Source organism: Spirosoma sp. KUDC1026 (assembly GCF_013375035.1).
GTDB lineage: Bacteria > Bacteroidota > Bacteroidia > Cytophagales > Spirosomataceae > Spirosoma.
Window position 1 is genome coordinate 979157 of record NZ_CP056032.1, and the last position, 18840, is coordinate 997996.

Annotated in this window: 19 protein-coding genes; 12 read left to right on the top strand and 7 right to left on the bottom strand. The window is 52.1% G+C overall.

The genetic code is table 11. The annotated features are described in order from the left end of the window. Positions 1-113: 113 nt before the first annotated feature. The 3 genes from prfA to HU175_RS04185 all read right to left on the bottom strand — a co-directional run bounded on the left by prfA (position 114) and on the right by HU175_RS04185 (position 2858). On the bottom strand, positions 114-1187 hold the full coding sequence (gene prfA / locus HU175_RS04175; RefSeq protein WP_176565392.1) for a peptide chain release factor 1: 1074 nt from the start codon (positions 1185-1187) through the stop codon (positions 114-116). 120 nt (positions 1188-1307) lie between these two features. Continuing rightward, positions 1308-2339 (bottom strand): thiamine-phosphate kinase, encoded by a 1032-nt coding sequence (gene thiL / locus HU175_RS04180; RefSeq protein ID WP_176565393.1) that lies wholly within the window; start codon positions 2337-2339, stop codon positions 1308-1310. Between the two features lie 69 nt (positions 2340-2408). Further along, positions 2409-2858, bottom strand: coding sequence for a hypothetical protein (locus tag HU175_RS04185; RefSeq protein WP_228724312.1), 450 nt, complete (start codon positions 2856-2858; stop codon positions 2409-2411). Between the two features lie 96 nt (positions 2859-2954). Between HU175_RS04185 and HU175_RS04190 the strand changes: the two genes are divergently transcribed. The 3 genes from HU175_RS04190 (at position 2955) to HU175_RS04200 (ending at position 5288) form a co-directional block, all read left to right on the top strand. Then, entirely contained in the window at positions 2955-3209 is a 255-nt protein-coding gene (locus HU175_RS04190) for a cytochrome b5 domain-containing protein (protein WP_176565394.1), read from the top strand. Positions 3210-3226: 17 nt separating this feature from the next. Further along, complete coding sequence (locus tag HU175_RS04195) at positions 3227-4069, top strand: BadF/BadG/BcrA/BcrD ATPase family protein (RefSeq protein ID WP_176565395.1); 843 nt, start codon at positions 3227-3229, stop codon at positions 4067-4069. Between the two features lie 148 nt (positions 4070-4217). Then, complete coding sequence (locus HU175_RS04200) at positions 4218-5288, top strand: ferredoxin--NADP reductase (RefSeq protein ID WP_176565396.1); 1071 nt, start codon at positions 4218-4220, stop codon at positions 5286-5288. A 125-nt stretch (positions 5289-5413) separates the two neighbouring features. Here HU175_RS04200 and HU175_RS04205 read toward each other — a convergent pair whose 3' ends face one another. The 3 genes from HU175_RS04205 to HU175_RS04215 form a co-directional block, all read right to left on the bottom strand. After that, the gene (locus HU175_RS04205) at positions 5414-6133 is read right to left on the bottom strand and encodes a hypothetical protein (RefSeq protein ID WP_176565397.1); all 720 of its coding nucleotides are present in this window, start codon (positions 6131-6133) and stop codon (positions 5414-5416) included. 78 nt (positions 6134-6211) lie between these two features. Further along, positions 6212-7759, bottom strand: coding sequence for a M56 family metallopeptidase (locus HU175_RS04210; protein ID WP_176565398.1), 1548 nt, complete (start codon positions 7757-7759; stop codon positions 6212-6214). After that, complete coding sequence (locus tag HU175_RS04215; protein ID WP_176565399.1) at positions 7737-8114, bottom strand: BlaI/MecI/CopY family transcriptional regulator; 378 nt, start codon at positions 8112-8114, stop codon at positions 7737-7739. The genes HU175_RS04210 and HU175_RS04215 overlap by 23 nt, the downstream gene beginning before the upstream one ends. Before the next feature lie 263 nt (positions 8115-8377). Between HU175_RS04215 and HU175_RS04220 the strand changes: the two genes are divergently transcribed. The 8 genes from HU175_RS04220 (at position 8378) to HU175_RS04255 (ending at position 17373) form a co-directional block, all read left to right on the top strand. Next, on the top strand, positions 8378-10111 hold the full coding sequence (locus HU175_RS04220; RefSeq protein WP_176565400.1) for a M3 family oligoendopeptidase: 1734 nt from the start codon (positions 8378-8380) through the stop codon (positions 10109-10111). A gap of 90 nt (positions 10112-10201) precedes the next feature. Then, on the top strand, positions 10202-10480 hold the full coding sequence (locus HU175_RS04225) for a hypothetical protein (RefSeq protein WP_176565401.1): 279 nt from the start codon (positions 10202-10204) through the stop codon (positions 10478-10480). 188 nt (positions 10481-10668) lie between these two features. Next, complete coding sequence (locus HU175_RS04230) at positions 10669-11742, top strand: NAD-dependent epimerase/dehydratase family protein (protein ID WP_176565402.1); 1074 nt, start codon at positions 10669-10671, stop codon at positions 11740-11742. 87 nt (positions 11743-11829) lie between these two features. Beyond that, positions 11830-13485 (top strand): hypothetical protein, encoded by a 1656-nt coding sequence (locus tag HU175_RS04235; protein ID WP_176565403.1) that lies wholly within the window; start codon positions 11830-11832, stop codon positions 13483-13485. Positions 13486-13505: 20 nt separating this feature from the next. Next, the gene (locus HU175_RS04240) at positions 13506-14459 is read left to right on the top strand and encodes a hypothetical protein (RefSeq protein WP_176565404.1); all 954 of its coding nucleotides are present in this window, start codon (positions 13506-13508) and stop codon (positions 14457-14459) included. Positions 14460-14583: 124 nt separating this feature from the next. Then, positions 14584-15411, top strand: a complete 828-nt coding sequence (locus HU175_RS04245; RefSeq protein WP_176565405.1) for a hypothetical protein — start codon at positions 14584-14586, stop codon at positions 15409-15411. Between the two features lie 203 nt (positions 15412-15614). Next, positions 15615-16571, top strand: a complete 957-nt coding sequence (locus tag HU175_RS04250; RefSeq protein WP_176565406.1) for a glycosyltransferase family 2 protein — start codon at positions 15615-15617, stop codon at positions 16569-16571. 31 nt (positions 16572-16602) lie between these two features. Next, complete coding sequence (locus tag HU175_RS04255) at positions 16603-17373, top strand: glycosyltransferase family 2 protein (RefSeq protein ID WP_176565407.1); 771 nt, start codon at positions 16603-16605, stop codon at positions 17371-17373. On the opposite strand, the gene HU175_RS04260 is transcribed toward HU175_RS04255, so the two are convergent. After that, the gene (locus tag HU175_RS04260; protein WP_176565408.1) at positions 17370-17816 is read right to left on the bottom strand and encodes a hypothetical protein; all 447 of its coding nucleotides are present in this window, start codon (positions 17814-17816) and stop codon (positions 17370-17372) included. The genes HU175_RS04255 and HU175_RS04260 overlap by 4 nt on opposite strands. A 51-nt stretch (positions 17817-17867) precedes the next feature. Here HU175_RS04260 and HU175_RS04265 point away from each other — a divergent pair, with 51 nt between their 5' ends. Then, the gene (locus tag HU175_RS04265; protein ID WP_176565409.1) at positions 17868-18839 is read left to right on the top strand and encodes a YheT family hydrolase; all 972 of its coding nucleotides are present in this window, start codon (positions 17868-17870) and stop codon (positions 18837-18839) included. Position 18840: the final 1 nt, after the last annotated feature.

Consider the following 18840-nt stretch of genomic DNA (forward strand, 5'->3'; position numbering starts at 1 on the left):
AGAAAACAACAGTAAATTCCAGAGTTACTATTCAAAACATCTACAGAAAGCTTTCAAAAGCAGAAGCCCGCTCAACACTGAGCGGGCTTCTGCTTTTGAAACGTTATGAAGTGTTAAGCCGTCGCGCCTTCTTTCAGCCGTTCGGCGTTTTCGGTGATACGTAGTTGCTCGATGAATTCGCCGATGTCACCGTCCATAACTGCCGTTAAGTTATACACCGTCATACCGATCCGATGGTCGGTTACGCGGCTTTGTGGGTAGTTGTACGTCCGTATTTTGTCGGAACGGTCACCGCTGCCCACCATCGTTTTCCGCTGCGAAGCGATGGCGTCGTTGTGTTTCTGTAACTCAATTTCGTACAACCGTGACCGAAGTACAGTAAGAGCTTTGTCCAGGTTCTTCAACTGCGAACGTTCATCCTGACATTGTACGACTAGTCCCGTTGGGATGTGGGTCAGACGAACGGCCGAGTATGTTGTGTTAACGGACTGACCACCGGCCCCCGACGAACAGAACGTATCTTTCCGGATGTCGTTCATGTTAATTTCCACGTCAACTTCTTCAGCTTCGGGTAGCACGGCCACACTGGCGGCCGAGGTGTGAATCCGACCCTGGGTTTCGGTGGCGGGTACGCGCTGAACCCGGTGTACACCCGACTCAAATTTGAGTTTGCCGTACACGTCTTCGCCTTCGACCTCGGCAATGATTTCTTTGTATCCACCCGACGTACCTTCCGTATAATCGACCAGCGACATGCGCCAGCCCATTTTCTCGCAGAAACGCTGGTACATCCGGAAGAGATCACCCGCGAAAATGGCCGCTTCGTCACCACCCGTACCGCCCCGGATTTCGAGAATGACGTTTTTGCTGTCATTCGGATCTTTCGGGATCAGCATTTCCTTTAGCGTTTCCTCCATCGTTTCCCGGCGTGGCATCAACTCGTCCAGCTCAGTTTTCGCCATTTCCCGAAAATCTTCGTCTTTTTCGGTCGCTAGAATCTGTTTGGCATTGTCGATTTCCTGGAGCAGTTGCGTGTACGCCTGATACTGCGTAACAATCTTTTCTAGGTCTTTATATTCCTTACTCAGCTTCATGAATCGCTTTTGGTCCGAAACAACTTCGGGCTGCACGATTTGCTGAGAAACTTCGTCGAAGCGCTCTCTGATAGCTTCTAACTGATCAAGCATAACGTATATGGCTAGACTGCTACCTGTAGCAGCGAACGTACTGATTAATAAAAGACAAAATTACGAAAATCCTGCCAGTTACCGCTACCTGCGCCAAACCAGCTAACTGTGCGACCGGAATTACTGAGCCGCGTTATTCCCCCATCCCTGCGCCCGAATCGGGGTCTGCTGACCGGCTTTCGTGGCCAGAATAACCTGTGCCGGGTCGGCAGTTAGATAACCAATGGCCGTGATACGTGCGTTGGTTGATAACTTATCGAATTCCTGTGGTCGGACGGTAAATAATAGTTCGTAGTCTTCGCCACCGTTCAGGGCCGCCGTTACGGGGCTGATCTTGAATTCTTCGGCCGCTAGGTGCGTCTGGTCATCGATCGGCAGATTCTCGTCGAAAATAACCGCGCCTGTGCCTGACTGCCGGCAGAGATGGAGTAGTTCAGAAGCGAGCCCGTCCGAAATATCGATCATAGCTGTTGGCCGAATGCCCAGGTCCCGCAGTTCGTGAACAATGTCAGTGCGGGCGTCGGGACGAAGTTGTCGTTGAAGCAAATAACTCCGCTCTTCCGAGATGGACGGCTGCATATTCGGATCGGCCAGGAACACCTGTTTCTCCCGTTCGAGCAGCTGTAGGCCCAGATAAGCCGAGCCCAGATCGCCCGTTACGCACAGAACGTCGTTAGGCTGCGCCGTGTGCCGGTACGTAATCAGATCTTTGGCTACTTTACCTAATACCGAAACCGACAGGATAAGACCGGATCGCGACGAAGACGTATCGCCCCCGACCAGATCAACATTATATGCTTCGCAAGCCGCCCGGATACCTTCATATAGTTCATCAACGGCTTCCACCGGAAAGCGGCTGCTCAGACCAATATTGACCGTAATTTGCAGCGGCAGGCCGTTCATGGCCGCAATGTCCGATACGTTAATCGCCACTACTTTATAGCCCAGGTGCTTCAGAGGCATATAGGTCAGATCGAAATGAACGCCCTCAACCATCATGTCCGTTGCCAGCAGGCCGTACTCATCGCCCCAGTCGAACACGGCTGCGTCGTCGCCAATGCCGCGAACCGTTTCGGGATGCGTAGGGGCGGGGGTTGCCTGGCGAATGCGTTCAATCAGGCCAAACTCCCCCAGTGTATTCAAATCAGTCATAATTAAAAACAAAAAGCCGTTCCGCTTGCTTTTCGGAACGGCTTTCGGCCCAAATTGGTTTGTTCGGGCTTATGGATTTGACAGGGTATATTTATTGATTGTACCGCCGGTTTTGCGATCGCCGGATATGCGGGTCAGCACGACTGAATTATCTGTCAGATCACTGATGTCAAATTCAAGCGTACCACCTGACTCAGACGGCGCAGGGTTCAGGTTAGTCAGCACCAGCCGGGTATCCGACGTTAACGAATACTGACCAACAAACAGGTTACCGTCGAAGGCGTTATATCTCGCTACGGGAGGATTGCTTAAATCCAGCTTAAAGGCGGAGTAACCTGGTTTAGCGTTACTGGTACCTCCCCGGGTGTAAACTGTTGTGCTATTTTCTTCGGCTCTCTGAGCCGTCCAGACTTTCGCAATCCGCTCCGATACGGGGGCTACTTTCTTGCCACCACAGCTCGCGAGGAAGCCGGTAAGCACGAAGGATAATAGAAAAGAAATGAGAGAATTCGTTCTCATAGTTAATTGATTCCTTAAATCAGAAGTGGCTAAAGTTACACTAATTTTGTGAGCGGCTGCAAAAATGGTACCCAATATTTGAGTAGCCGTACGGGAATGTACAACAAGACACAAACAGATTCCTTAAAACAATACACGCGCGCTCAACTGGCACTACGTAATGGAACGGATCGCGACGAAATCTGGTGTGCTCACGCCGGACTTATTTATGATGTTTCCAGCTCAAGGCTCTGGCGGAACGGTAAGCACTATGAGCACTGGGCCGGGCAGGATCTCACCGCCGAACTGGCCAACGCTCCCCATGCCGACTGGGTGTTCACTAAATTTCCCGTTGTCGGCCAACTGATCTAATTGATTGCACCTCGCTTATGATACTGATTGCCGACAGCGGTTCAACAAAAACCGACTGGTTGCTGATTGATCGACAGGGGTCCCGCCGTGTTCTACAGACCAACGGCTTCAACCCATATTACCAGACAACGGAGCAGGTTTATACTACGTTACAGACCCAGCTTCTGCCCGAATTACCCGCTGATGATGTCACCGACGTTTTTTTCTACGGAGCTGGCTGCAGTGGTCCTGCCGTGAACCATATTATTGCGGATGCCATTCGCCGACTGCTGCCCAAGGCGCAAACGGTGGACGTAAACAGCGACATGCTGGGAGCCGCCCGGTCGGCAGCGGGGCATGAGTCGGGGATTGTGTGCATTCTGGGAACGGGTTCCAACGCCTGCCGGTATGACGGGAGTCAGATCACCCAGGGGATTCTGTCGCTGGGATTCTGGCTGGGCGACGAAGGGAGCGGGGGATACCTGGGCAAAACGTTGGTACGCGATTTTTTTCAGAACCGGCTCCCCGATGACCTGCGAATCGCCTTTGTCGGAAAGTACGCGCTCGACCGGCCCACTCTGCTGGAAAACGCGTACCAGAAACCGTATCCAAACCGATATTTCGCCGGATTTACACCCTTTCTGACCGAGCATTTGACCCACCCATACGTACAGCAGCTGGTTATAGATGCATTCCGGTTATTTCTGGAAACATACGTCGTTCGGTTGCCGGATGCTAACAAGCTGCCGATTCACTTTGTCGGCTCGATCGCCTACTATTTTAAAGCGCAGCTAGGGCAGGCTGTTTCGCAGGCGGGGCTAGCGCTGGGTCGACTTGTCAAATCGCCTATTGATCAGCTTGCCGACTATCATCGGGCCTGATTAGTTTATAAAAAATTGTCTCCAACCAAGAAAGTGCTGCCGTACCTTTGCAGGAATACGTATCAACAAATGCGCAGCATAAGCGTTGGATAGGCTGGGCATCCTGTCCTGAATCCGACGTAAAGCGAGTGTGCAACCTGAGTGAGTAATGGCAAATCGGTATTTTTTGAAAGTAAAAGAGGTGATTCGGGAAACTCCCGACGCCGTGACTATAACGTTCTGGCATCCCATTAACGAAGAGATCCGTTATCAGCCGGGTCAGTTTTTAACGTTCCTGCTCAATATCAACGGACAGAAGCTGCGTCGATCCTATTCGATGGCGTCATCGCCCCATGTAGACGTATCGCTGGCGGTATCGATCAAGCGGGTACCGGGTGGGATGGCTTCCAACTACCTCTGCGATCGAATCAAAGCGGGCGATATTCTGGAAACGCTGGAACCCATGGGCACCTTCGTCCCGAAACTGGAACCCCAGAACCGCCGGACAGTTGTTCTGGTGGGTGCGGGTAGTGGTATTACGCCCCTGTTCTCGATGGCTAAGTCAATTCTGCACGTAGAGCCAAATAGCCGGGTATGGCTGATTTATGGCAACCGTAACCAGCAGGCAATCATTTACAAAGCGCATCTGGATGCGATGGAACAAGCCTATGGCAAGTCGCGCTTTCAGGTTACTCACGTACTGAGTCAGCCTGAAGCTGGCTGGGATGGACTGGAAGGGCGCCTGAACCAGCATACCCTGACCCGGTTGCTGGAAGGACACCTGGCTAAAGAAATTCAGAATGCCAGCTTCTACCTCTGCGGTCCTGAAGGTCTGCTAACCGAAGTACGCTCGGCGCTGACGATTATGGGTGTACCAACCACTCAGGTGTTCAAGGAGAGCTACGCAACGGCGCCCGTTCCGGTTGGCGAAGTGATTGACGAACCCGTCACGGCTGAAGACAGCGGATCGCCAGAAGTAACAGTGCTGTACGAAGGGAGCGAATACAAATTTGCCGTAGCTCCGCATCAGACCATTCTGGAAGCCGCTCTCGATCTGGACATTGATCTACCTTATTCCTGTCAGGCCGGTATGTGCACCGCCTGCCTGGGACGTTGCGTCTCCGGCACGGTGAAGCTGGATGAAGAGGACGGCCTGTCGGAATCCGAGCTGAAAGCCGGTTACGTTCTCACCTGCGTAGCGCATCCCGTCGGGCGGGACGTCGTGATTGAGATTGAGTAAAATATAGCCGAAAAGAAGGTTTTGGTAGGGGTCAGGATGGTAACTAGGCCAGTGTTTTGAGCACTGACCTAGTTACCATCCTGACCCCTGATTACTTCTGTAGTGTGCCGAATACGTTGTTCCCCTTATTTCTTTACGGCCGGTTTCGGAGCTGTCGCAGGTGCCGTTGCGGGGGCAGGTTCTGCTGGCTCAATCGTTAATGCTGTGGGCGGCACAGGGGGCTTCGGGGCCTTGATGATTCTGCCTTTAATTGACTGAGGTTTGTCGCGTAGCGGTGCCGGTGGTACGGGCAGCTTTGGTAAACGTACTGTTTCACCGTTAATAATGGAATACACAGAAGCTGGTGGCTCAGGTGCTGTAAATCCTTCGACGGTAAAGCTACCTCTTCCCAGATGATGCTTCCAGTCTGAATACCCAAGTTTACGGAGTTCGGCTTCGGTCTCCCGAACGGGTTTCATAGCGTCCTCAATGGCCTTCTGTTTCTCGATTAGGCGTTGGTTTACTTTCTCGATTTCGGCTTCGGCTTTCTGAATTGCCCGTTCGCTCTCATCAATTTGTCGGGATAGGGTAGCCTGAGCCGAGTCTGTTTTGGCCACCCACGTCTGCATGATGATTCGTTGCTGTTCCATAGCTTTGGCCATGCGCTGCTGTTCCAGTCTGAATCGTTGCGCGTCGATAACGGCCATCTGGCGTTTGACAGCTTCGGCCGCAAAGCGTTGCCGCTCGGCCTGCGCTTTCAGGATGGCGATCTTTCCCTGATTCAGCTCCTGCTGTTCTAGCGCTTTATTTTGTCCCGCTATCACGCCGTTAATACGGCGCAGATTTTCGGCCTGGGGTTGAATCAACGTATCCAGGCTGGATTTTGTCGGGGATAATGCAGCCAGTGCGGCTTGTATCTGGGCTTCCTTTAGCCGTTGTTCTAACTAAAAACGACGACTGAACCAGGTCGTATCTACAGAAGAAAACGCCCGTTCTATTATACTATCGTACCGTACCTTCGCCAGTCCTTTTACCGTACCGTCAGAGCTGAGAGGGATATTGGTTAAGGCAGGGGCTACGATTGCCTCGTGATCAATTTGAGTTAAACCATCGACCTTTTGCTTATACCAATCAGTCTGTTGAAGGCTGTCTATCGTTTGCCTAAATTTTTCCCTGTTTTCCGGAATCGACAAAGAAGTGTATCGACTCTCAATAACGGCCAAGAGAATATCGCGGTTAGGTTGAGCGACATTATCTAATGAAAGAGTACCCGCAAAAACATTTTGTAGCTGAGTGCTTAGTTGAGCCACCTGTTTGGTGGATAATTGCTTTCCATTCCAAATGACATATTCTATCCGCGATTGATTAGTAATACCAAACTCTTTACGTTGTCCCAGTTTATACCGAACAGTAGGGATAGCTTTTGTTTTCTTTGGCGCTTTTGGCTTCGGGTGTTGCTGCTGGATGGCATAAACCGATGCACTTACCAGCAGAATTGTCGCCAGCGTTAGTCCGGCCAGACTTCTGTTTGACACGATGGAGCGAGTAGGCACGCCCAGCATCCGGCGAACGCGGTGGAGTAGTTGAAGCCGTTTTTGGGCAAAAGCCATTGCCAGGGCGGGCGTTGGCGCTGTTTGGAGCAAACGTAGTTCTTCCATGCGGGCCAGAGCCTGGGCCAGTCGGCGACCATCGCCCCCGCAGGCTTGTACGGCCAGATCGTCGCAGCAGAGTTCGCGCTCCTCCCGAACCCGTGCTGACAACCACCAGAGCGCTGGATGAAAGAAATACAGTACGTCGACAAGAGACTGAAGCAGGTTAACGGCGTAATCCTGCCGTTTAATGTGAGCCAGTTCGTGGGCCAATACAGCCTCCACTTCCTGCACCGATAGGCTGGTGGCTAGGCCAACAGGAATTAGTAAAATCGGTTTCATAATGCCCACCACAACCGGAACCGCAACACTGGCCGATTCGCGAATCTGGATAACTGGGCGGAGAGCCATTGTTGCCCGTAGCTGATTGACAAGCGTATTCCAGAGCGTGTTGGCTGGTGGGGTGGCCAATCGGCTTAGCCGCTGTAGATATAGCCAGCCTCCGGCCAGTCGCAGACCGAAGATAACCAGCCCGATCAGGTATAGAACCACGAACTGACTCAAATGACCTTCCAGAAATCGCCGTACCTGCTGATGCCAGGGCAACACCCCCACATTCTGTTGCCAGGATGCCGACATAAGTTGTGCCGCACCGGTACTAACAGAAGGAACAAAGGGCTCGTAATAAAAACTGAACGTAACGACCGACACCAGCAACTGGGCCGCCAGCGCCAGAATACCCAGGCGGTACCGTAACGCACTGCTCCGGCTACGTAGCAGATACAACGCAATCGCCGTTGGTAGGACGAGGGCAAAACCCTGCCAGATAGCGTGTACTAACGTCCAGCCCAGCGCAGTGGCGGTGGGACTGGTCAACAGCTTAACGAGGTTTATGGTCAGCATCGATTTGGTTGAGCAGATTTTTTATTTCATCCAGTTCTTCTTTCGAGGCTTTATGCTGCCCCAGCAGCTGCATGACCAGCTTCGACGCTGATCCCCGAAAGGCTGTTTCAACAAAGCGGTCCAATAAACTCTGCTGCGTCGCTTCTTCGTCGACAGCCGCTGTGTAGGTGTGCGAGCGGTTGTCTTCGTCGCGGGTGAGCAACCCTTTCTCGTGCATGATCTGCATCAGCTTCAGCGCCGTCGTGTAGCCAATTTCCCGGCTCTGGCTGAGCTTGTCGTGCACCTGCCGCACCGTGCTGGGCCCATTTGCCCAGAGTACCTGCAGAATTTCCAGTTCACTGTCCGTTGGCTTCATGTTTAATATACGAATAATTTCGTAGTAAATATGTACGAACGTTTTCGTAGATGCAAGTGCCTGAGAAAAAGATTTTTAAATGGGAAGGTTTTGGGGGGTGGACAGATTACAGCCGGGCCGCCGGGCGGATTAGCAGGACTTGATTTCGCTCGGATCGCTTTATAGTTATTGTGGGAGAGAAGCCTGTAATCCTGTCTATTAGTAGACATCTCCACGCAGAATAAGTTGTATCTTCACCAACTGACCTATTTCAGCATTACTCGATGACATCGAATGAATCCATCGCCGTTCTGACCCGGCCTGACCGGCACTTTATCGGCGAAGACGTACAACTTTCGGGCTGGGACGACGTAAAGCCCTTTTTTGATGAATTGCTCCAGCGGCCTATTCTCAACAGCGATGATCTGCAGCAATGGCTGCTCGACCGGAGCGAACTGGAATCCTATCTATCCGAAGAGTTTGCCTGGCGGTATATCCGCATGACCTGCGACACCGCGAATGAAGAACTGGTGAACCGGCTGAATTTCTTCATCGAAACCATTCAGCCGCCCATGACCAGTTACGGGAATGAACTCGATCTGAAAGCCGTCAACAGCCCCTATTTGGGTCAGTTGACCGACGAGGGGTATGAAGTGATGGTACGCGGGATGAAACAGGCCATCGATATTTTCCGAACTGAAAATATACCCCTGCAAACCGAAGCGCAGACCGAAGAGCGTAAGTACGGTGCCATCGTTGGCGCAATGACTGTAACGATCGACGGCAAAGAAATGACGCTCCCCGAAGCCAGCGACCGACTCCAGTCGACGGATCAGGCCGTGCGGGAAGAGGCCTGGCGTAAGGTGTGGGAGCGACGTTTCCAGGATCACGAAGCGCTGGATCAGCTCTTTGATCGGTTGCGGGATCTACGGCATCAGATTGCTACCAACGCTGGTTTTGCCAACTTTCGGGATTATATGTTTGCGGCTCTGGGCCGGTTCGATTATACCCCACAGGATTGCTTTGATTTTCATGCGTCGGTGGCCAATGCTGTTGTGCCGATACTGAATGATCTGGCTGAGGAACGTAAAGAAAAGCTGGGCGTCGATCCGTTACGTCCCTGGGACACAAAAGTAGACGTGGATGGTCGGCCACCGCTGAAACCTTTCGCAACGGGTGCCGAACTGATCGAGAAAGCCATCACTTGTTTCGACCGGCTCGATAAGGAACTGGGTGACGACCTGCGGATTATGCGGGCTATGGGTCACCTGGATTTGGAATCGCGGAAGGGGAAAGCGCCGGGGGGCTACAATTACCCACTCGAAGAAATTGGCGTACCGTTTATCTTCATGAATGCTACGTCAAGCCTGCGCGACCTGGTCACGATGGTACACGAAGGCGGCCACGCTGTCCACTCATTTCTGACGCGGACTTTGCCTCTGAAGGCGTTCCGGAATCCACCGATGGAAGTAGCCGAGTTGGCGTCGATGAGTATGGAGCTGCTATCGATGGATCACTGGGACGTATTTTTTACCGATCCCGAAGAATTACGTCGGGCCAAACTTCAGCACCTCGAGTCGATCATCGAAACGCTGCCCTGGGTGGCTACCATCGATAAGTTTCAGCATTGGATTTACGAGAATCCTAGTCATACCGTAGCCGAGCGCCGGGAAAACTGGGTTCGTATTTATGACGAGTTTACCGATTCGATCACCGACTGGACCGGTATTACGTATTATAAGGAATATATCTGGCAGCGGCAGCTTCACCTGTACGAAGTGCCGTTCTACTACATCGAGTACGGCATTGCGCAGTTGGGTGCTATTGGTGTCTGGCGAAATTACCGGCGCGATCCGGCGGCCGGGCTGGCTGGCTACAAGGCTGCCCTAAGCTTGGGTTATAAAGCTCCCATCCGGGAGATTTACGCAGCCGCTGATGTTCCGTTCGATTTTTCGCGCGATTATATTCGGGATCTGATGGAGTTTGTGCGGCAGGAGATCGATAAATTGCACGACTAAGTCAGAATTTGTTCTGGCTAGTCTGTTCTGGCTTTGGAAACCTTACGGGCCTGATTTAATTTTGCCGAATCAATTTGTAATCAAGTGGCTATGAAACGCGTATTGAATATAGGGTTGTTAGTGGTGGCCGTTCTGTCACTGGCCTCCTGCGACTATCAGAAATATAACACGATTCGTCAGGCCGATTACCGGGCTAACGATTACAACACCAATTACCGCGCTGGTGATCCTGAAGTATACGGAAAAGGTAAAGATTCGGCGGCTGTACAGACGAAATACAAATACACGCCAAACCCGGCACTTGACGCTCGTACGCAGAAAATTCGCGAGAAACTCTTTGGTGCTAGTGCCGCTAACCAAGGCGCATAAGCATCGGTTACTAATACATTATGGGAGCGATGGATTGGCGCAGGAGCGCGGGTCCATCGCTCCCGTTTTATAAGGTAGTTATTTTACCTGACGGGTCTACCATAATTTTGCGTTACTTTGTCAGGTCGGTATTCACCGATGAATAGCATTATTTGAGTATTCAATCCGCTTTACGCACTAGAAATAGTATGAATATTGCATTGGTTACGGGCTCGGCTGGGCTGATTGGTAGTGAAGCCGTTGCGTTCTTCGCTGATAAATTCGACCTGGTGGTCGGCATTGACAATAACATGCGCCAGTATTTCTTCGGCGCCGACGGGTCTACTGAGTGGAACCGCAACCGACTGGCCGATTCGTATAAAAACTACCAGCACCGCTCGGCCGACATCCGGGAAGTGTCGCAGTTGGAAACGATCTTTCAGGAGTTTGGCACTGACATCAAACTGGTGTTGCACACCGCTGCTCAGCCTTCTCATGACTGGGCTGCCCGCGAGCCGTTCACCGATTTTGGGGTTAACGCGGTTGGTACGCTCAATATGCTGGAAATGACCCGGCTGCATGCGCCCGAAGCGGTGTTTATCTTCACCTCGACCAACAAGGTGTACGGGGATAATCCGAACTTCCTGCCGCTGATCGAAACCGAAACGCGGTGGGAAATCGACGAGAATCATCCTTACTTCAAAGATGGTATCGACGAATACATGAGTCTGGACCACACGAAGCACTCTGTGTTTGGAGCGTCGAAAGTAGCGGCTGACATCATGGTGCAGGAGTATGGTCGGTATTTCGGAATGAAAACGGGCGTCTTCCGCGGAGGCTGCCTGACGGGACCGAATCACTCGGGGGCGCAGCTGCACGGCTTCCTGTCGTACCTGATGAAGTGTGCCATTACGGGCAATCAGTACACTATTTTCGGCTATAAAGGCAAACAGGTGCGGGATAACATCCACAGCTGGGACCTGGTAAATATGTTCTGGCATTTCTACCAGAACCCACGGGCCGGTGAGGTGTACAACGCCGGCGGTGGCCGTTACGCCAACTGCTCGATGCTGGAAGCTATCGCGCTTTGCGAAGAGATTTCGGGTAACAAAATGAACTACCAGTATTCGGAAACCAACCGCAGCGGTGACCATATCTGGTACATCTCCAACCTGAACAAGTTCAAGGAACACTACCCAGCCTGGAACTGGACCTACGATCTGAAAGAGACGATGGTACAGATTCACGACAGCATGGCTGCCCGGCTGGCCGTTACGAAATAAGAACCGTCCGGATAACGTAGTCCGGACACCCACGTCCGGCTTTGATGAAAAAGCCAGAACCGGACGTGGGTGTCCGGATTTTGTATAATGCCTCTTTTCTCCCCAAATCCAGCTATTTACTGGATCATTACGTATGGGCTTTGCTGGTTGCTGGTAGGCGCGGTTATCTGGTTTCGGCCAAAACCGGGGCTGGTCTTTGCCGCAGCCATTGGTCTGCTATTTCTGCTTAGGCTGCCTAGTATTGTTTTTAACAATGAAATCAATCCTGACGAGAGTCAGATGATTACTCAGGCGCTCACATTACGTCAGGACCCGGTCTACTTTCGATCCGTGGACGGCACAACGGGCGGTCCGCTGGATAGTTACTTCCTCATTCTACCCAGTTTGCTGGGGCTGCCGTTCGATTTCATTACGGCCCACCTGACGGCTTTTCTGCTGATCGCAGTATCGCTCTGGCTGCTGACCCGAACAGCCCAACTCTGGTACGGCCAAACAGCTGCTACGGTTGCCCTGCTCCCCCTTGCCTTTGTGCTCGGTCTAACACCAGTCGGCGATTTTCTGCATTACAGCAGCGAACTGTTTCCGGTACTGCTGCTCAGCCTGAGCTACTATCTCTACGCTACGTTATTATCCCAGAAAACGCCCAACACAGCCCGGGTTGCGCTGGTCGGGGTGCTGCTGGGTATGGTTCCGTTCGGTAAGCTACAGGCTGTTCCGCTGGCAGCCGTCGTGGGTTTGTTCGTGGGTCTGCTCATTCTGTTTCGACCAACTTTATCCGTCGGGGCAAAACTGGGTCGGTTCGTGGCGCTGGGCGCCGGGGCTGTACTTTTCCCCCTGTTGTTTGTGGGATTTATGTGGATAAGTGGCGTTTACGAAGACTTCGTTACGTTCTACATTATCGGTAATCTCAAATATGCCAGCAACACCAACCAACTGGAAACGCTGCTGCAGCTACCCACTTATTTTTATAACAGCGGTCCACTCTGCTGGTTTATTGTACTCGCCCTGCTCACCTGGGTAGTGGGCAGCTTATTGTCAATGCGGAACTCGTTTCAGTTCACGCAGACAAGTATGACGCAGACCGGTTTTGTGGTTGTGCTGATGCTGGCTACGCTGTTTTCAATTACCCGGACGGGGTCGGGTTACCTGCATTACCTGTTTTTTCTGATGGGGCCACTCCTGCTGGGTATGGCTTACGGCTGGTCGCAGATACAGCCAATCATTAGAAACGGTTACTGGCTGGGTATGTCGGCTGCCGTGCTGGTGCTGCTGGGATTTGGGGTGCAGGTCGTGATGAATTATAAAAACAAACAGCCGATCAATCCGTATCCCTCAATATGGCAGAACGGCTGGGTCATTCAGCAGAGCCCCGTAGCCAAAGAGATCAGGAAATACGCGCAACCCGGCGAAAAACTGGTGGTCTGGGGCTGGCGGTGCGATTACTACGTACAGACTCAAATGCCGCAGGGGGTGAACGAAAACCACACCATCCGGAGCGCATTTGAGCATCCCTTGCTGAAAACCTACCAACAACGCTACGTCCGGGATTTTATCCGATCGACCCCGCCGGTTTTTGTTGATGCCGTGGGGAAGTTTAATCTGTGGATGACTGACCGTACTACGCAGGGGCACGAAATGATAAAACCGCTGGGCGATTACGTTCGCAACAATTATAAATACGTCGGCCTGATCGACGATACCCGGATTTACGTCCGGAACGATCGGGCGCGGCAGAGTGAATAACGACAAAAAGTAAAAAGACGATGTGGGCAAAAAAAGGACTGATTTATAAACCGGACGGATCAAAACCATTCAGCCGGACGCATGCGCAAGTGCCTTTTGGCTATCCGATGGACGGAAAAGTGCGGGCTTATTTTTCAACCCGCGATGAGAATATCTCGTCGGCGGTATCGTTCGTCGAACTCGATCCCAATGACCTGAACAACGTAACGTACGTCCACGACAAGGCCTGTCTGATGAAAGGGGATGTTGGTACGTTTGACGAGACGGGGACGATGCCTTCCTGGTTTTTACCGATCAAGGGCGAGGACGGAACCGATGAAATCTGGCTGTATTACACCGGCTGGAACGTAAGCGCTACCGCCAGCTACCGGTTAGCCATTGGGCTGGCCATTAGCCGCGATGGTGGATTGACGTTCGAGCGGAAGTACACCGGCCCGCTGATGGATCGGTCTATCTACGACCAGGTATGGGTGGCACAGCCCTGCGTCATGCAGGAAAAAAACGCCGATGGATCAATTCGCTGGCGGATGTGGTACCTTTCCTGCACGAAAATTGAGGTGATAAACGGACATCCCGAACCCTTTTATGACGTGAAATACGCGGAGTCGAAAGATGGTATCAATTGGGAACGTACCGGTCAGGTTTGCGTTGGGTACGACGAATTTACGGACGCTATCGGTCGCCCAACGGTTTACAAAGACGGCGATGTGTACAAAATGTATTTCTCGTACCGGAACGCGACCAACTACCGCACCGACGTACAGCGCAGTTACCGGATCGGCTACGCTGAATCCAAGGATGGTATCACCTGGGAGCGGAAAGACGAGCTGGCTGGTATCGAACGCTCGGCCGAGGGCTGGGATTCGTTAATGATGGACTACTGCCACATTTTCCCCCATCAGGGTAAATGGACCATGTTTTACAATGGCAACGGCTTCGGGGCTTCCGGCTTCGGCTATGCGGTAGAAGAGTAGCCGAATTGAGAAAAATCAGTTGCCAGTCAGGCTGCGGTCATATCAACTGTAACACACGATAAGTTACGTTTGCATAAATCATAGCCAGCGCGCTAATTTGTGTAAATCCGTTAAGTAAGCAACCATGAAAGAAGTCGCAAAATACCTGATAAAAGTTGACGCTGAATTTAAGGATGGTCAGATCGTTCCGGAGATTCCGTACGAGGAAGTAATGCGGTTGGTGAACGAACCCAACATCGTTATTATCAAAACGGGTATTCCTAAGGAAACGCTGCGTAACGCTATATACGGTACGCGGGAATGGGCGGCTAAAACCCCCCTGGCCGAAGGACCGGACACATTCGATAATAATCAGCATAAGCAACGGCTGCACATCGCCAAGATTCAGCAGGCTCCTCAGCTGTTCCACGATCATACCTTCGACGCTATCCTGGACCTGGAACCCGGGTTTCAGCAAACGCTGCTGGGCGTCCACGACCCGATGCGGAAATTCTGGAACAACCTGACGAGTAACAACGAAGCGTTTGGTATTCGGAAAGGAGAACCTTATTTCCACCCGCAGATTACGCACTACCCACTGGGTGGTAGCTTCTTCGGTCGCCACTGGCATCCGCTGAATCCGCAGAAAGTAGGTCTGATTCTGGCGCTGAACCAATACGGCAAGGACTACAACTCGGGTGGTACGGGCTACGTCATTAACGACCATATCATCGAAACGGAAGGATATCAGGACGAAGGCGATCTGCTGCTGTTCCGCTACGATCTGCCACACTGGGTAAGCCCATCCAGCTTTGCCGACCGTTTTAGCTGGGAAGATCCGGCGGGCCGCTGGGTAGCGATTCTGCCGTTCTATAATCCCTGGGGAACACCGGCTGATAAAGATGAGCCACAAGGCTGGAAAGCGCAGATCAAAACTGCGGATAAAGCGAACGTAGCTGAAGCTACTATGTAAGTAGCTGGCTCCACAGAATTCGAATATACGGTTGCCGCCTAGACGAGGCTCCCGTGGATTCGGCCCCCGTGGATTCGGCCGTTCAGTCAGGAAAATTCAGTCGAGCGTGACAACGAAGCATCAATCGTTGTAATTTTACGGTCAACAAAGGACCCGGTCTTAGCGCCCGCGAGGTTGCGTTAAAGCCGGGTCCGTTTTTATATATGGTCAAAGTGAGTGTTCTGATTATCACGTATAATCAGCATAAATTTATTCGGAAAGCCATCGACAGCGCGCTGATGCAGCAGACCACGTTTCCTATTGAAATTCTGGTTGGCGATGACTTTTCGAGTGATGGTACGCGGGAAATCATTCAGGAGTATGAACGTCTGCATCCCGGCCTGGTAATTGGTGTACTGCACCCACGTAACATGGGTAAAAATGGCGGGATCAATTTTCTCGAAACACTGAAACTGGCCAAGGGGGAGTATTACGCACTTATGGACGGTGACGATTACTGGACCGATCCGCTAAAACTTCAGAAACAGGCCGACCAGCTGGATGCACATCCAGACTACTCGATGAACTTCCATAATGCTATTATCACTTACGAAGATGGCACCCCCGAGCATGTTCTGAACGGGCCGGATATGAAGCCCTATTACACCGTTGATGACCTGATTGGTGAAGACGAAATCTGGTTTATGGCTACGTCCAGCACGATGTACCGGAACAGCATCAAGGAATATCCGGCCTGGTTCCGGGAGTCGTCCAGCGGTGATATCCCCCGCCTGATTCTGAAAGCAAAGCTGGGTAAGATTGGTTACGTGCCTGATATTATGTCGGTTTACCGGAAAAATCGGGGCGGGGCCAGTTTCGCTGATAATTACTACGATGAAACCTTCCTGCGCAACCGGATTCAGATGTACCGCGATATCAACCGCGAGCTGGATTACAAATATGACCGCGTACTGCGCCGGAATATCTCCCGTTATTATCGGATGATGCTGGATGCAAAGCAGTATAAAAATCGCTATTTTCGGCGGGCTTTTTACGCGCTGAAGTATTTGCATCTGAACCGGCCCACCTGGCGCGACACCCGAAAAATCATGCGGGATTACGTAGTTCCTGAGCCGCTAAGCAAACTATACAGTACTATTCGGCTGTTGCCGCACCGCTAACGTGACCAATCCATCCATTACCAAGCATCCTATGAAACTGAGCGTTGTTATACCGGCTTATAACGAAGAGGAATCCATTACCCCAACGCTGCGATCGCTGTATCAGACACTGGCTAAACACGGGATTCCACACGAAATCTGCGTAACGAATGACAATTCGAAGGACGGAACGCTGCGGGTACTGGAGAACCTGGCCGCGACTGAAATTCCAACGCTGGTCTATTATACCAATCCTGGCCCTAATGGCTTTGGCTACGCAGTGCGTTATGGGCTGGAACGTTTTACGGGTGATTGCGTGGCGGTTTTCATGGCCGATATGTCTGATGACCCGGAAGACCTGGTGAAGTTTTACAACAAGATGCTGGATACCGACGTCGATGCCGTATTCGGCTCGCGCTGGGAAGCGGGCGGCAAAGTGATCGATTACCCAGCCCTTAAGAAAGTCATCAACCGGGTAGCCAACTTCATCGTCAAGATGGTGATGGGTATCAAATACAACGATACCACAAATGCCTTCAAACTCTACAAACGCGAAACCATCGAAGGCGTGAAACCTTTCCTGGCCCCTCATTTTAACCTGACCGTCGAGCTGCCACTTAAGGCTATTGTGCGGGGATACAGCTACGCCGTGGTGCCTAATAGCTGGACCAATCGGAAATACGGTGAGTCGAAGCTGAAAATTAAGGAGATGGGCAGCCGGTATTTCTTTATTCTGATGTACTGCTTTATCGAGAAGTATTTCTCGCGGGGTGATTATCAGAAAAAATCGACGGCTAAACCCAGCGTCCCCGTCAGCCGTTAGTGTTTGAACAAGCTGTATAACAGCGGGAGCTGATACAGTACCAGCGTCTGGACGACAGCCCAGCCAAGTCCGCTCAGCAGCATATAGAGCAGCAGCCGGGCCCGCTGAACGCCGAACGAAACAGCCAGCGCGGTACCGCCAATGGGCGTCAGAATAAGTGGTGTAAGAAAGGCGATACCCGCCATGCCAAATCGTTTCCAGATACGTACCGCCAGTCGGGTTCGTTTGGTAAATAGCTTTGGTTTTTGGGGGCGAAACCGGGCAACGAGGGCGCGTAGGGCCGCTCCGGCGTAGGTAACGAGTACTACGCTGATCATCATGCCCAACGTTGAGCAAAGGGCGGTTTCCAGCCAGTAGAGCCCTAGCGCCAGACCGGTTAACGGTCCTCCCAGAAACTTAAGTGTACTGGCCAGGATGACGGAAACGTAACGGGCATAGATCATGGTACTACCTTTGTTTTACAACAACGCCCCAAAAGTAACCGTTGTTTCTGTATGCCGATTATTCCTTCTGCTTATCCGGGTTCGCCAGCTTACCAATACAACGGCCATCTACAGACAATCTTTCCCAGTCTGACGCGGAAGGTAACGGGCGTAACCTACCAGCGCGAGCGGCTAACGCTGGCTGATGAGGATTTTGTTGACCTTGACTGGATAAAAACTGGCCAACGACGGCTAGTGATCCTGACCCACGGCCTGGAGGGCGATAGTCATCGACAATACATTCTTGGCACTGCTAAACTCTTCGCCCAGCATCAATACGACGTACTGGCCTGGAACTGCCGGTCATGTAGTGGCGAAATGAACCGGGCGTTCCGGCTCTATAACCACGGTGAGATTGGCGACCTGGGTGAAGTTATCACCTATGCGCTACGTAACGAACAGTACGATGAAGTAGTGCTAGTGGGCTACAGCATGGGCGGTAATATTACGCTGAAATACCTGGGTGTTCACGGCAGCCAGATCCCCCGAGCTATTGCCTGCGGTATCGCTATCTCGGCACCAACGGATTTGTGTGCCAGCGCGCATCTGCTGGATCGTCCCGGGAATCGATTTTATCGGGACCGCTTTCGGCGGAAGCTATTGGTCAAAATAAGTCAGAAAGCGGCCAGCTTTCCCGGTCGACTCGACATGACGAAGGTAGGGCAGGTGAAGCGCTGGAAAGATTTCGATGATTTCTTTTCGGCTCCCGTCAACGATTACCGCGATGCCGACGACTTCTACCAGCAGGCTTCAGCCGTAAATTTCATGGCGGGCATTCAGGTGCCCGTTCTGCTGCTGAATGCACTAAACGACCCGATCCTGTCGCCGGAGTGTTCCCCAGACTGGCTGGCAGCCGAACATCCCTATATCTTTCTGGAAACCCCACGGACGGGCGGCCACGTTGGTTTCGCCGTTTCCCGGGATATACATACCTACGCCGAACGGCGCGCCCTGGCCTTTGCCCGGGGGCAGATAACACGATAAT

Bases quoted from the DNA above. Each gene is read 5' to 3' on its own strand.
- prfA (WP_176565392.1), bottom strand. From the start codon at position 1,187: ATGCTTGATCAGTTAGAAGCTATCAGAGAGCGCTTCGACGAAGTTTCT.
- thiL (WP_176565393.1), bottom strand. From the start codon at position 2,339: ATGACTGATTTGAATACACTGGGGGAGTTTGGCCTGATTGAACGCATT.
- HU175_RS04185 (WP_228724312.1), bottom strand. From the start codon at position 2,858: ATGAGAACGAATTCTCTCATTTCTTTTCTATTATCCTTCGTGCTTACC.
- HU175_RS04190 (WP_176565394.1), top strand. From the start codon at position 2,955: ATGTACAACAAGACACAAACAGATTCCTTAAAACAATACACGCGCGCT.
- HU175_RS04195 (WP_176565395.1), top strand. From the start codon at position 3,227: ATGATACTGATTGCCGACAGCGGTTCAACAAAAACCGACTGGTTGCTG.
- HU175_RS04200 (WP_176565396.1), top strand. From the start codon at position 4,218: ATGGCAAATCGGTATTTTTTGAAAGTAAAAGAGGTGATTCGGGAAACT.
- HU175_RS04210 (WP_176565398.1), bottom strand. From the start codon at position 7,759: ATGCTGACCATAAACCTCGTTAAGCTGTTGACCAGTCCCACCGCCACT.
- HU175_RS04215 (WP_176565399.1), bottom strand. From the start codon at position 8,114: ATGAAGCCAACGGACAGTGAACTGGAAATTCTGCAGGTACTCTGGGCA.
- HU175_RS04220 (WP_176565400.1), top strand. From the start codon at position 8,378: ATGACATCGAATGAATCCATCGCCGTTCTGACCCGGCCTGACCGGCAC.
- HU175_RS04225 (WP_176565401.1), top strand. From the start codon at position 10,202: ATGAAACGCGTATTGAATATAGGGTTGTTAGTGGTGGCCGTTCTGTCA.
- HU175_RS04230 (WP_176565402.1), top strand. From the start codon at position 10,669: ATGAATATTGCATTGGTTACGGGCTCGGCTGGGCTGATTGGTAGTGAA.
- HU175_RS04235 (WP_176565403.1), top strand. From the start codon at position 11,830: ATGCCTCTTTTCTCCCCAAATCCAGCTATTTACTGGATCATTACGTAT.
- HU175_RS04240 (WP_176565404.1), top strand. From the start codon at position 13,506: ATGTGGGCAAAAAAAGGACTGATTTATAAACCGGACGGATCAAAACCA.
- HU175_RS04245 (WP_176565405.1), top strand. From the start codon at position 14,584: ATGAAAGAAGTCGCAAAATACCTGATAAAAGTTGACGCTGAATTTAAG.
- HU175_RS04250 (WP_176565406.1), top strand. From the start codon at position 15,615: ATGGTCAAAGTGAGTGTTCTGATTATCACGTATAATCAGCATAAATTT.
- HU175_RS04255 (WP_176565407.1), top strand. From the start codon at position 16,603: ATGAAACTGAGCGTTGTTATACCGGCTTATAACGAAGAGGAATCCATT.
- HU175_RS04260 (WP_176565408.1), bottom strand. From the start codon at position 17,816: ATGATCTATGCCCGTTACGTTTCCGTCATCCTGGCCAGTACACTTAAG.
- HU175_RS04265 (WP_176565409.1), top strand. From the start codon at position 17,868: ATGCCGATTATTCCTTCTGCTTATCCGGGTTCGCCAGCTTACCAATAC.